At 28.9% G+C, this 13,786-nt stretch carries 14 protein-coding genes; 7 read left to right on the top strand and 7 right to left on the bottom strand.

Annotation, left to right across the window (positions count from 1 at the left end; genetic code table 11):
- Positions 1 to 3: 3 nt before the first annotated feature.
- The 7 genes from AB8B23_RS01275 to AB8B23_RS01305 all read left to right on the top strand — a co-directional run bounded on the left by AB8B23_RS01275 (position 4) and on the right by AB8B23_RS01305 (position 7,191).
- Positions 4 to 600: an outer membrane beta-barrel protein gene (locus AB8B23_RS01275; protein ID WP_021744471.1), complete on the top strand. Its 597-nt coding sequence runs from the start codon at positions 4 to 6 to the stop codon at positions 598 to 600.
- A gap of 488 nt (positions 601 to 1,088) precedes the next feature.
- Entirely contained in the window at positions 1,089 to 2,201 is a 1,113-nt protein-coding gene (locus AB8B23_RS01280; RefSeq protein WP_369713084.1) for an ABC transporter substrate-binding protein, read from the top strand.
- Between the two features lie 47 nt (positions 2,202 to 2,248).
- Complete coding sequence (locus AB8B23_RS01285; RefSeq protein WP_147006271.1) at positions 2,249 to 3,364, top strand: ABC transporter substrate-binding protein; 1,116 nt, start codon at positions 2,249 to 2,251, stop codon at positions 3,362 to 3,364.
- A gap of 239 nt (positions 3,365 to 3,603) precedes the next feature.
- Entirely contained in the window at positions 3,604 to 4,500 is an 897-nt protein-coding gene (locus tag AB8B23_RS01290; RefSeq protein ID WP_369713085.1) for a branched-chain amino acid ABC transporter permease, read from the top strand.
- 24 nt (positions 4,501 to 4,524) lie between these two features.
- Complete coding sequence (locus AB8B23_RS01295) at positions 4,525 to 5,610, top strand: branched-chain amino acid ABC transporter permease (protein WP_369713886.1); 1,086 nt, start codon at positions 4,525 to 4,527, stop codon at positions 5,608 to 5,610.
- A 66-nt stretch (positions 5,611 to 5,676) separates the two neighbouring features.
- Entirely contained in the window at positions 5,677 to 6,435 is a 759-nt protein-coding gene (locus AB8B23_RS01300; RefSeq protein WP_021744476.1) for an ABC transporter ATP-binding protein, read from the top strand.
- A gap of 42 nt (positions 6,436 to 6,477) precedes the next feature.
- Positions 6,478 to 7,191: an ABC transporter ATP-binding protein gene (locus tag AB8B23_RS01305; protein WP_419950570.1), complete on the top strand. Its 714-nt coding sequence runs from the start codon at positions 6,478 to 6,480 to the stop codon at positions 7,189 to 7,191.
- Positions 7,192 to 7,349: 158 nt separating this feature from the next.
- Here AB8B23_RS01305 and AB8B23_RS01310 read toward each other — a convergent pair whose 3' ends face one another.
- The 7 genes from AB8B23_RS01310 to AB8B23_RS01340 all read right to left on the bottom strand — a co-directional run bounded on the left by AB8B23_RS01310 (position 7,350) and on the right by AB8B23_RS01340 (position 13,782).
- Positions 7,350 to 9,341, bottom strand: coding sequence for a hypothetical protein (locus AB8B23_RS01310; RefSeq protein WP_369713086.1), 1,992 nt, complete (start codon positions 9,339 to 9,341; stop codon positions 7,350 to 7,352).
- A 103-nt stretch (positions 9,342 to 9,444) separates the two neighbouring features.
- Positions 9,445 to 10,569 (bottom strand): YARHG domain-containing protein, encoded by a 1,125-nt coding sequence (locus AB8B23_RS01315; RefSeq protein ID WP_369713088.1) that lies wholly within the window; start codon positions 10,567 to 10,569, stop codon positions 9,445 to 9,447.
- Positions 10,570 to 10,615: 46 nt separating this feature from the next.
- Positions 10,616 to 11,146 (bottom strand): hypothetical protein, encoded by a 531-nt coding sequence (locus tag AB8B23_RS01320; RefSeq protein WP_369713089.1) that lies wholly within the window; start codon positions 11,144 to 11,146, stop codon positions 10,616 to 10,618.
- Positions 11,147 to 11,566: 420 nt separating this feature from the next.
- Positions 11,567 to 12,046, bottom strand: a complete 480-nt coding sequence (locus AB8B23_RS01325) for a hypothetical protein (protein ID WP_369713091.1) — start codon at positions 12,044 to 12,046, stop codon at positions 11,567 to 11,569.
- Between the two features lie 235 nt (positions 12,047 to 12,281).
- On the bottom strand, positions 12,282 to 12,740 hold the full coding sequence (locus AB8B23_RS01330; protein ID WP_026745751.1) for a hypothetical protein: 459 nt from the start codon (positions 12,738 to 12,740) through the stop codon (positions 12,282 to 12,284).
- A 21-nt stretch (positions 12,741 to 12,761) separates the two neighbouring features.
- Positions 12,762 to 13,397, bottom strand: coding sequence for a hypothetical protein (locus AB8B23_RS01335; RefSeq protein WP_369713092.1), 636 nt, complete (start codon positions 13,395 to 13,397; stop codon positions 12,762 to 12,764).
- Between the two features lie 97 nt (positions 13,398 to 13,494).
- Complete coding sequence (locus tag AB8B23_RS01340) at positions 13,495 to 13,782, bottom strand: hypothetical protein (RefSeq protein WP_369713093.1); 288 nt, start codon at positions 13,780 to 13,782, stop codon at positions 13,495 to 13,497.
- Positions 13,783 to 13,786: the final 4 nt, after the last annotated feature.

The following is a 13,786-nucleotide window of genomic DNA, read 5'->3' on the forward strand; positions in this document are numbered from 1 at the left end:
ATTATGAAAAAGACATTAATTGGTTTATTTTTAATTTTAGGAGCAGCTTCTTTTGCAGATGCTGGGAAAATTGAAGCTAAAGGAGCTTTAGATTTAGGTGGAAAATACCACTATGGAGATAATTTTAAGAGTCAAAAAAGTAAAAATAGTTCAGGAGAGGTAGGAGTTGAATATAGAAACGAAGTAGCTCCTGGATTAGAAGTAGGTGGAGGGACAGCATTCCAATTCCATAAAGATTTAAAAGATAAAGTTAATGGACAAAATGAAAAAAACTTTAACTCTATTCCAGTTTATGGAACTGCAAAATATAAATTTGATACACAAACTGCTGTAAAACCTTACGTTAAAGGTGATTTAGGATATTCATTCAATAGTGGAGACCATGACTATGGAAGATTAGGAAAATTCAAAGCTAAAAACGGATTATACTATGGAGTTGGTGGAGGAGTAAACTACAATAACTTCAATGTAGAGCTTATGTATAAAGAAAACCAAGGAGAATACGAATATGAAGGACGATTAGGTTCAAGATCTAAATATGATGCTAATTATAAAAGAGTATCTCTTGGTGTAGGTTATGACTTTAACTTGTCACAATAATCTATAATAAGAGAAGTTATACATTAAAAATCTAAAAATTTAAAAAATTGAATATTTGCAATCGAAGAAACTATCACGTTTATGTGATAGTTTTTTTTAAATATTTAGTAAAATAAGTTATTTTAAAACCAAATAAAATTAATATTTTTATGAATAAACCATATTTTGTTTAAAATAAGGAATATTGATTATTTACTAATTAGTATGTAACTTAAAATTTATAAAGAATTTGATATTTAAATGGAAAATAGTACAAATACTGAATTTATTTAAATTTTTACAGTATGATTCAAAAGGGAACTAGATATATAATAAATTTTTAAAAATAATTTCATTTCTTTATCCTTTTGTGATATAATATTAGACATAAGCAAGTGAAAGTTTGTTTTAGATTAATAGTAATAGTATTTTATTTGATATTTATTATATGTTTTTCTAACAATGCTTTGACGATGCAAAGAATTTAAGAGAGAAAGGATGATGAGAGTATGAAAAAAATATTTCTGATGATGTTATTAGTCACGGCATTTATCGTTGGCTGTGGGAAAAAATCGGCTGATGGAAATGTTATAAAAATAGGAGTTATTGCACCGCTTACTGGAAATTATGCACAATACGGAACTGCAGTAAAAGAAGGTGTTGAACTTAAAGTAGATGCTATTAATAATGCAGGTGGAATTAATGGTAAAAAAATTGAGCTTGTCATTGCAGATAGCAAAGGAGACGTTCAGGAATCAGTGAATGCATTTAAAAAAATGGTTTCACAGGATAAAGTGAGTGTTGTAATTGGAGAAGTTGTATCGGCTACATCACAAGCTATTTCAGGACTTGCACAGCAAGCAAAAGTACCTTTGATTTCAGCAACTGCTACAAGTCTTGATGTTACAAAAGGAAAAGATTTTGTATTTAGAACTACATTTACAGATCCTTATCAAGGAACTGCTACTGCAAAATATGCAAAAGCTAAAGGTGTAAAATCAATTGCAATTTTAACAAATTCTTCAAATGATTATTCTGTAGGAATTGCGAACGCATTTAAAGAACAAGCTAAAAAAGACGGAATAACTATTACTGAAGAAAAATATACAAATGATGATAAAGATTTTAAAGCGATTTTAACAAAAGTAAAAGGACAAAATCCGCAAGCTATCTTCATACCTGATTATTACAATACAATTGGGTTAATTATTTCTCAAGCAAAAGATTTGGGAATAACAGCTCAATATTTTGGTGGAGATGGATGGGACGGAATTCAGACTAACTTTGGAGCAGTTGCAGAAGGAGCAATTTTTGCAAGCCAATTTTCTCCAGAAGATAAAGCTGAAAATGTTCAGAAATTTATGAAAGAGTACCAAGCTAAGTTTCATAAAGAACCAATAATGTTTGCTGCACTTGGATATGACACAGTGGAAATTGTGGAAGCTGCATTGAAATCAGCAAAAGATTTGACAGGGCCATCTATAAGAGAAGCTATGAATGGAGTTAGTGGAATTGATCTTATAACTGGAAAATTAAAATTTGATGCAGATAGAAATCCTGAAAAAGCAGTTACATTTATTGAAGTAAAAGGTGGAAAACTTACATTAAAAGAAAAATTTTAATTTAAAAAAATAAATTAATTATAAAAATATAGCAGAGGAGAACAACAATGAAAAAAATATTATTTTTAGTTTCATTATTGGCATTATTTGTACTAAGCTGTGGAGCAAAAGCATCTAAGGACAAGAATGTTATAAAAGTTGGTGTTATAGGAGCATTAACTGGAAACGTGGCACAATATGGAACAAGTACAATAAATGGATTTAAATTGAAAGTAAAAGAAATAAACGCTGCTGGCGGAATTAATGGTAAAAAAATTGAAATTGTAGAAGCAGATAGTAAAGGTGATGTACAGGAAGCAATTAATGCATTTAAAAAAATGGTTTCACAAGACAAAATTGACATATTTGTAGGAGAAGTTACATCTGGACCATCTCTTGCAATTGCACCGCTTGCACAACAAGCTAAAATTCCTATGATTACAGCAACTGGAACTGCATTTGATATAACAAAAGGAAAAGATTATGTATTTAGAACTACATTTACAGATCCTTATCAAGGTGTTGTTGTTGCAAAATATGCAAAATCAAAAGGGCGTAAAAATGTTACAGTTTTAACAAATACAGGAAGTGATTATTCTGTTGGGCTTGCAAACGCATTTAAGGAACAAGCTAAAAAAGAAGGAATTCAAGTAAAAGAAGAACAATATACTGCTGATGACAAAGACTTTAGAGCATTACTTACAAAAGTAAAAGGATATAATCCTGAAGTAATTTTTGTACCTGATTACTACAATACAATTGGATTAATCTTGACACAAGCAAAAGAACTTGGAATAAACGCTCAATTTATGGGTGGAGATGGATGGGACGGAATTCAGACTAACTTTGGAAAAGTTGCTAATGGAGCAGTTTTCGCAAGTCAGTTTGCACCAGATGATCCTGATCAAAATGTACAAAAATTCATCGCTGCATACAAAAATGAATATAAAATAGATCCAATTATTTTCGCTGCTTTAGGATATGATACAGGAACTATTTTAGAAACAGCATTAAAAAATGTTTCTGACTTGTCTTCAAAAGATGCGATAAGAGAAGCAATCAAAAAATTTGACGGTACTTTAGTTACTGGTTCATTAAAATTTGATGCAGAAAGAAATCCTGAGAAAAAAGTTACATTTATTGAAGTGAAAGACGGAAAACTTACATTGAAGGAAAAATTCTAGAAATAATATAGAAAATAATAATTATTATAAAGTTCGGTTGTTAGGAGAAGTTTTCTTTCTTCTAACACTCTGGAACTTTTTTTATCTAAAAAGAAGAAATTAATTTGGGTAAATATACGTAAGCAGCTTTAAGATTATACTAATTTTTTGAATACAAACAAGGAGTATAGTTTTAAGGTTGCCTAAGTATATGAGTAGAAAATAAACGTATGAGTAAAAAGTATGAGGAGTTTTTAAATATGTTAAAGAGCTTTATTGAACAGACTATTAACGGACTGCAGACTGGAAGTATTTATGCCCTTATTGCGTTGGGATATACAATGGTTTATGGTATCGTTAAACTTATAAATTTTGCACATGGAGATATACTTATGGTGGGAGCTTATGCTACGCTTATCGCTGTGTCAAATGGAATGCCATTAATACTGGCTATTGTTTTGTCAATTATTTTATGTGCTATTATGGGAGTTGTAATTGATTTTTTTGCATATCGTCCAATTAGAAATGCGCCTAAAATTTCGGCACTTATTACAGCAATTGGAATGAGTTTTTTGCTAGAAAGTTTGGCACTTATAATATTTGGAGCAAATCCAAAAGTTATTGATCAGAAATATATACCAGCATTTTTATCAAACAACAACAAGATTAATTTAGGATTTTTAAGCATCAGCATGCTTACAATATTTGTAATTGTAGTTACTTCAGTTTGTATGATTGCCTTAAATTTATTTATTAAAAATACAAAATTAGGAAAAGCAACGAGAGCAGTTTCACAGGATACAGGAGCTGCACAGCTTATGGGAATTAATGTAAATAAGACTATTGCCATAACATTCGCAATTGGATCAGGGCTTGGTGCGTTGGGTGGAGCATTGTATGCGATTGTTTATCCGCAAATTGAGCCATATATGGGAATGCTGCCAGGATTGAAGGCATTTATTGCAGCTGTATTTGGAGGAATAGGAAGTATTCCAGGGGCGATGGTTGGTGGATATGTCTTAGGGCTTATTGAAGCATATGTAAAAGGTTCATCGCTTACAACTTGGGCAAATCCTATTGTATTTGGTGTACTGATATTAATACTAATTTTTAGGCCAAATGGACTATTTGGAAAGAATATGAAGGAAAAAGTATAATTTGAAAGGAGGAAAATGGGAAATATGGAAAAAACTAATAAAGATGTAAAAGCAAAAAATATAGATAGTACAGAAAAAAAGCATAAAGAAATAAAAGAATATAAATGGAAAAATTTGAACTATTTTAACAAATTAAAAGTAAAAAATTATGTTGTTACATTTATTTCAATAATTGCACTTTATATCGTCCTAAGTTTTACTTTTGATCCAAATGATGCTTTCAGTTATACAAAAGGAATATATATAAACATATTAATTTTTGTTTTATTTGCAGTAAGCTTAAACATAACAGTTGGGCTTATGGGACAGCTTAATTTGGGGCAAGCTGGATTTATTGCAATTGGTGGATATTCAGCGGCATTTATTTCAAAAATACTTGTAAATTATAACTTACCGACATTTTTACAGTTAATACTGGTATCATTGTTTGGAGGACTGGTTGCGGCTGTATTTGGATTTTTTGTTGGTGGAAGTACGCTAAGGTTAAGAGGGGATTATCTTGCGATTATTACTTTAGCATTTGGAGAAATTGTAAAATATATTATTCAAAATCTGGACTTTTTAGGTGGAGCAACTGGACTTAACAATATTCCAACAATTCTAGATTTTTCAAATACATATTTCATTGTAGTTATCTCGATTATTATAATCGCAATGGCAATGACTTCTCGAAAAGGGAAAGAGATTCTGTCAATTAGAGAAGATGAAATTGCGGCAGAAAATATAGGAATTGGACTAAATCGTGTAAAACTTTATGGATTTGCTTTTTCAGCGTTTTTTGCTGGAGTTGGAGGATCGTTATTTGCTCATAATATTGGAATTTTGACACCAGATAAATTTGGATTTTTATTCTCGATAGAAATTCTTGTTATGGTAGTGCTAGGCGGACTTGGAAGTATTACGGGAGCGATTATCGCTGCAACGATTTTGACACTTCTAAATGAAAGATTGAGAGATGTTTCGCAGTTTAGATACTTAGTTTATGCAATTATATTGATTTCATTAATGATTTTCCGTCCAAAAGGAATTTTTGGTACGAAGGAATTTACATTTGCAGGAACAAAGAGAAGAATTAATAAACTTAGAAATTATAGAAATAACAAGAATTAAAAAAGTGAAAGTTAGAATTAAATATTTTTGATAAATATAAAAATGAAGTAAAATAGGAGATAAAATATGTCATTATTAAAAACGACAGATTTGGGAATATCTTTTGGTGGGCTAAGAGCTGTTGATGAGGTAAATATTGAGATTAAAGAAGGGGAACTGGTTGGATTGATTGGTCCAAACGGAGCTGGGAAAACGACAATATTTAACTTGCTGACAGGCGTTTACAAGCCTACTGATGGGGATATTTCTATAAATCAGATTAGTATAAATAAAAAAACTACTCCACAGATAGTTGCTTTGGGAGTTGCCAGAACATTTCAAAATATAAGGCTGTTTAAGGAATTAACAGTGCTTGACAATGTAAAGCTGGCACTTAACAGCAGTATGAAATATAATACTTTTGAAGCGATTTTCAGGCTTCCTAGATTTTGGAAGGAAGAAAAGGAAATAACAGATAAGGCGCTTGATTTACTGGATATTTTTGATATGGCTGAAATGGCAAATATTACAGCAGGAAACTTGTCTTATGGACAGCAAAGAAAACTGGAGATAGCAAGAGCTTTGGCAACAAATCCAAAATTATTGCTACTGGATGAGCCTGCAGCAGGAATGAATCCAAACGAAACAAAAGAGCTGATGAACACTATCAGCTTTATAAGAAATAAATTTAAAATTGCAATCCTGCTAATCGAGCATGATATGGACTTGGTAATGGGAATTTGTGAAAGACTTTATGTGCTAAATTTTGGGAGAATTATTGCTTCAGGTCTTCCTGATGAGATTCAAAATAATAAGGAAGTTATTGCAGCTTATTTAGGAGAATAAAATTTAAGACGAAAATTAATAAATTAGCAAAAAGGAGGAAAAGTGAATATTTTAAATGTAAATGATTTAAATGTATATTATGGCGGAATTCACGCTATAAAAAACATTTCATTTCAGATAAAAAAAGGTGAAATCGTTTCTCTAATTGGTGCAAATGGTGCTGGAAAAACCTCCACACTTCACGCTATTTCAGGGCTTGTACCAATAAAATCAGGAGAAATTTCGCTAAGCGGAGAAAATGTAACTAACATTGATGCTTACAAGCTTGTCAGCCGTGGAATGGCACATGTTCCAGAAGGACGTAGAATCTTTACAGAATTAACTGTACTGGAAAATTTGGAAATAGGAGCATTTACAAGAAATGATACAGATCAAATAAAAAAAGATATGGAGCATATGTTCTCACTGTTTCCACGACTTGCTGAACGTAAAAAACAGCTGGCAGGAACAATGAGTGGGGGAGAACAGCAAATGCTAGCAATGGCAAGAGCCTTAATGTCAAATCCTTCACTACTATTGCTAGATGAGCCGTCAATGGGACTAGCACCATTATTAGTGCAGGAAATTTTTAACATAATTGTAAGAATTAATAAAGAAGAAAACGTAACTGTACTGTTAGTAGAACAAAATGCCAATATGGCACTATCGATTGCAGACAGAGGCTACGTTCTGGAAACTGGAAAAATAATTCTGGAAGGAACAGGAAAGGAACTGCTTACAAATCCAGAGATTAAAAAGGCTTATCTTGGAGGGTAAAAATAGAAAATTAGAATATTTGTTTTGGAAAACTGTCTTGAAAAGTTTTTTGACTTTTTGGGATGGTTTTTTTGTTTTGGAGAAATTTTGAGAGAAGAAAAAAACTGGGAGGAATCCCAGTTGAAAAGATTACTATTTTTTATAAATTTTTTATTTTTCTAATTTAATAAATTGTATCCTTGCGAACTCATTGTAGCCTGTACTTCTCCTGTATTATTATATGTTTCTGAAGAAAAAGAGTTGGATTTTATTTCTTCATAAGAAATAATGTTATTTTTTTTATCTAAAACTATTTTTCCAATTTCTACAGGTTCGAAAGATTCTGTATTGCCAAAAAATCCAGTAAATACTTTTTGGATGAAATATTTAACTGATAAATTACCATTTTCATCCTGTTTATAATAAATTCCACCTAAGTTAAGATTGGAAGAAGAATCTTGATCCTTTTGCAATTCAATTTTTCGCTGTGCTACTTTTGTAATATAATTTTTAAGGTCTTTTATTTCATTGACATTTTTGGCATATTCAAGAAGTCCATTGACTTTTATTTTAAATTTGCTATTTTTAGGACGGATTTTTAATCTATTGGCTATTTCTTTGTTATAAGAAACATTAACGTCTATTGTATCTCCATTTTGTATTCCTTCAGTTTTAGAAAAAGTAAATGAAATTTCTGCATCTTTTGCAAATTCTTCTTCTTTTGTCATTTTTTCTGTATTTCCATGCATAGTTTCTAACGGGAAATTAGGATTTTGATAGTTTTGGATAGTTGCACTTCCAGAGGCTCCATCAATTCTAACTGTATAATATTTATTAAAATCAAAATTTTTCAAAAAAATAAAATTTGTACAGATATAATATAAAGCAAGAACTCCTATTACAGCAATTCCAATTACTTTATATTTTTTCTTTTTTTCAGGATTCATTGCATTTATTTTTTGGACACCATTATTCCATTCTGATTTTATATCTTCAATTTCTATATTTTTTCCTCTAAAAATAACAAAATAATTAGTTATCGCTGAACCTAATGAAACTAATAAAGTTGTTATTATCGCAAATTGTGTAAATCCTATATTAGGTGTTGCTCCTGTCGCTGCTCCCCACATACCTGATAATGAGCCAAATGCTTTTATAAGACTATTGACTGAATACATTTCAAGAAGTCCTAGTATTCCAAATCCACCAATAAAATAATAGTTTAAATTTTTTAATTTTTCTATTTTATTTTCTTTTTTCGCTTTTAAATAAATTAATACAGAAATTACAATTACCGTTATTATTATTAAATTTAATAAACTTTGCAACATTTTTGCTGTTGAAATAAATCCAATTCCTTCTCCTAACGTATTCATTCCACTATTTAAAAGATTGTCGAAAGAACTGGAACTGCTAGCTTCTGAAGTCAATTTTTTTACATTAGAATATAAACTTAAAGCCTTTATTCCAGCATAAAGAAGTATTGCCGATGAAATTGTACTTAACCAAAATATTATTTTTAAGAAAAGTTTATTATTTTCGTTATCTTTTTGTAAAATATTATCTAAAAATTCTGATTGTGAAGGGTTATTAGAATTATTATTTTCTGAAATTATATTATTATTGCTGTTGTTTCCTATATTATTTTTTGAAAAAACAATAGGATAATTTTTTAATAATGTAAGTGTAGAAAACACAAGACATCCAATTAGAGTAATTAAACCCGTAATTACAGATAATTTAAAAAGAAATTCAGGTATCAATCCTGCAATAGACAATATAAGTATTACTAGAACTACCATTCCTGCTATTGCTAATCTAAAAGGATTTGCATAATTAGGTATTTTCATTTTTTCAGCGTTATTTGAATTTAATGCTTTGGAACGAATACTAAATATTACAATTATATTTATTAAACTTGCAATTCCAAAAATTATAAAAAGAATAAATAATAAATGCATTGAATTATAGCTGTCAACAGCCCCTCCAATCATTCCACCAAATCCATTCATAAATTGTCCTAATATACCAATTATTTTTATGAAAATAAATCCCAATGTTACAAATATTATAGCACTTAACCAAAATAACAATTTTATTTCTCCAAGTTCTATTAAGTTATTGATATTTTGGTTATTTACATTATTTTCTATATTTTTGTTATTATTCATATTTCCTCCTAATTTTTATTTATTAAGCTATTACTATTAGACTGAAAATTAATTGAATTATATAGCTTAAATTTTTTGAATATGAAATAATTTATAATAAATATTAATTTTCATATCGTCTGAATATATCAATAAATCTCTTTTCTTCTTCGTTTAATAAAGTATCTTGATTAGTTTGTGTTCCACGATACCAGCTTTTTTGAGAAAAGTAATTTGAATATTCAGGTTTTGTAAATATATATCCTTTTTTGGCAAATAATGTATTTCTTATATATGCCAATTGTCGTTTTGAAAAAGTTTTTAATATATCTGGATTGTTTTTGTGCATAACTTCATCATAAACTCTATCTAATAATGCTAAATCATCTTCATTCTGATTAGTTTGCGTTGGAGTTGGATTTGATATATTTTCTCCATTTGGTTGTGCTGATGATTGTTCTGGAGTTGCACTTTCACCAGAAGAACTTAATATTCTTCTAAATAAAGTTAATCCATTTTCAAGTACTGTATTTATATCGTTTAATTTTCTTATTTCAGACAATGTTTCACTTTTCTGATTTTTAGAATCCAATTTATATTTTATTTCAGAAATCGCTCCATCTCGAGTAAAATTATAATAAGTTTTATAAACACCACCATTTTCCTCGAATACAGCACCTACGTATTTTTCATCACCATTTTTATTTTCTTCCACATTTAAATCTTTTATGAATTTCCCATTTTTCTGAATACTTCCTATCATAGATTGTAAATCCATTGAATAAGAATTTTTATCGTATTTTGTAGTAATTTGCACAATTTTTCGATTACTGATAGAATTAGGATCATCAGAATAAATGACTTCCGTTATTATATTATTTTCAGTTTGAGTAAGTTTAACAAGTTTTCCTTGCTCATAAACTTGTACTTTTTTTGTACCACTTAATTTATAATTTATTTCAGTTTCTCCTTCCAGTTTTCCATTACTTACAAAAAAATACCCGCTTTTGTGAGGTAAATTAAAAGTAACTTTCCCTGTAAAAATGTTTCCTTGATAATAAATAAATTCATTTTCAATCTTAAAGTCTGTTAAGTTAAGTGCAACAGTAGGTCCTTGTGGATTTTGAAGCTTCATATAGGCAGCTGTTTGATTTGAAGTATTATTTCTATTTTTTGTGTTACCATTTTCTTTATTTGAACAAGATGCCATAAATGCCAAGATAAGAATTGCTATTGATAACTTTTTCATATTTTTTTATATTTCCTTTCTTTAAAATTTTTTATTGAAAAACAATTTAATTATTGTTATGGAATAACCAGTCTAAATATAATTTTGTATTTTTTTCTGTAGTTGAATCAAGTCTTTTTGCATTTTTAGACTTTAACAGAGCATTTAATTCACTTTCTGAAAGGACTTGATAACGATCTCTCTCATATTTTTTTCCATTTTTTATTTCAGTTCCAGGAAACATTCCCATATATGAAATAAGAGTTATACCGTAAGAATTAGTTGTTGGTATCTTTTTATTTTTTTGAGATTTATAAACCAAATTAGGATAGCCTTCTTTATCATAATTTCCTGTTATTTCAATAGGCGTATATGAAATTTTGTATTTTTTTCCTACTTTCAAAATATTAATAAAAAAATTTTGTTTTTCCCACACACCATCATCTCCTTCCGGAGTTTCTTGATAGAACCAGTCTTTCTGATTAGAAATATAAATTTGTGTTTCAGGTGAGAAAAAACTATTTCTTTCCTGCTCCGTTATTTCTGCAAAAGCAAAAGTTCCTAAAATAAGCATTAACATTAAAATAAGTTTTTTCATGATTTAGTTCTCCTTTATTTTCTAATTTTTTAAATAACTTTGTCCTAGTATTAAGTTTTTTTGTTATTTAATTAATAATTTTATATTATAAAGTACAAGGAATTAGGTTATTTTCTTTTTATATTATACTTAAAACTCTTTATTTTATAACTCTTCCTTGAATTATAAAATTTTTTATATTATATCACATAAAATATTAATATTGCTTATTATTTTGTTATAAATATAAAATTATAGTTAAACAAAAATGATTAAATAGGATAAAATAAGGGTTTGAAATAATTGCTTATAAAGATGAATTTTTATTAAAATCCTTGAAATCAAAGATATTTATAAAGATACAGTATAGAAAGAAACTGGGATTTCTCCCAGCTTATTATTTAATTTTTCAGGTTATTTATTATGTTAAATTCAAAACTTTTAATATGTCCACTTAACATCGCCTTGTAATATATGGGCTACATTAGAATATGGATAAATTAAGTAGCCTTTTAAATCTTGAATATTTTCTTTTGAAATAAGTTTTGTAATTTCATTATATGTCTTGACTGTTTCTTTTTCAAACTGATCTGGCTTCATATTTTCTAGTTCTTTTAGCGTTTGGTTATATTCTTCTAGATGGTCTACAGTTGCATATATTGATTTATATGTAAGCAATAATTTATAGTTTTTTAGTACCAAAAGAGGATATATTGCTTTATCATTTATTAGCAAGTTTTTTTTTCTGGATTCTTCAATGAAAAAAATAATAACAGAATAAATACCAACCATTATCATCAGTTCATTCATTGCTTTTCCAAAAAACATACTCAGAATGAATGCCCTTATGACAAAAATAGCAATAAAGACATATTTTACTAAATAACATAGTTTTATGTAACTGTATTCGTTAGATTTCATATTAATCTTCTTTATTATTGATCTTTTAGTTTTTGGATGTTTTAGATAAATAGTATTCTAGATTGGCATCTAAGTATTCTTTTGCGGCATTTATACGCAGTGGTATCCTTTCCAGGGTTTTTGTCTGGATAGAATTCCTTTGCTTTTGCTCTGTGTGTCTTTTTTATAGTTTGAAGAGTCAGTTCGCCACTTGGATTTTCAGATTTTCTTCAAATTTTTTGCTATAAATTTATCCTTATTTTATTTCATCAGTAAACGGAAGTTTTTTATAGTTTATATTTTCAAATTCAAAATAATTTTTTACAGTTTTATTATTGTATCCAGTATTCTCAAACTCAAAATCAGCTCTTTTGGAGACTCCCCATCCTCTTAAGTCTAGTTCCCGATTTTTATAAAATTCTAGTTTTGCACCTTGATTAATGTATGTTTTATGAGATGATTTCAACTTTTTGTTAAAAAATTTAGATGCATCCAAATTGTAGCCTCTTACCCAATTATACGCCAAAGCAACGTCTTTGTATTCTGTTCCGTTAATATTGCAAGTATCGTAAAATCTAAAATAATCTCCTGTACCATTTCCAAAATCTCCACCTATACTAGAAAATCCAGTACAGTAGCTCCCTTTTTTCACAGTAATTTGTTGTCCGAATGCAAAACTTCCAATTAACAGTCCTGCTAATAGTAATTTTTTCATTATTTTCACTCCCTTTTTTATCTAAAATTTTTCATTTCTTTTTTTAATTCTTTCCTTAATTTCTTCTGCTTCATAATCTGTAATAATTCGTTCATGTGGCTGAACATTTCCACTATATCGTTGTCTTTCGTAAGTATGGATATCGATATCATCGTGTACTTCTCTAACTCTGTTTACTGCGGCATTTCCAATAAAGTTCCCAATTCCCAGCACTTTAAATACTAAATAGCCTGCTATAAATAGAGCAATTAATGGTATTGCAAATAATACAAGTATTCCTATTCCGATTAGTTTTAAAATTAGTAAGATGTATTGCTTTGTAGTAGTATTTTCTTCTCTAGCAATATTATCTTTGGAAGTTAGATATTTTTTGTTCAATACAGCAAAAGTAATTGCTCCAGTTATAAATTGTACAGCTGTTGCAATTCTAGAAATCGTAATTTCAGTTGGATGACTATAATTAAACAGGCTAAGAATGTAAAATATACCTTTTAGTATAAGGAATAAAGCAGCTCCTGCAATTGTTCCTGCCACAGATCCTAATAACCAGTATGATACAAGATATGTAATCCATACTTTTCCTTTTGTTACTCCTTCGAGAGGCTTACGTCTTATAGATAGGACTATAATGAGAATATTCAGTATAACAGAAGCCAAAAATATGAGTTTCAATGTTAATGATGAAGAATCGTTAAAAATTTGAATAATTTATGACATTGACTTTTCTTCCTTTCTTTAAATATTCTGTTTTATCTTATTTCGCATACTGATCTCTCATACTTGGAGGAATTTTGTCAGGATTTTTTCTAAAATATTCCTCTCGAACTTTTTTATAATTGGTAGGTGCAGGGCGGTTGGGATAGTTTGCTAAATCGTGAAAGCTAAATCTTTCCATATTCATTGCATCTTTCTTTTTTCCGCTTTTTTTAGATGTTGATGTGGTTCTTGCTTTTTTAATTCTTCTGTTCTTTTTAGAAGTTTTGTTTGCTGAAAAAGTAAATAGAGATGTTGCCAGCATAAATAATAATATAGTCTTTTTCATAAAT

It is taken from the genome of Leptotrichia sp. HSP-342, assembly GCF_041199995.1.
GTDB classification, from domain to species: Bacteria; Fusobacteriota; Fusobacteriia; order Fusobacteriales; family Leptotrichiaceae; genus Leptotrichia; species Leptotrichia mesophila.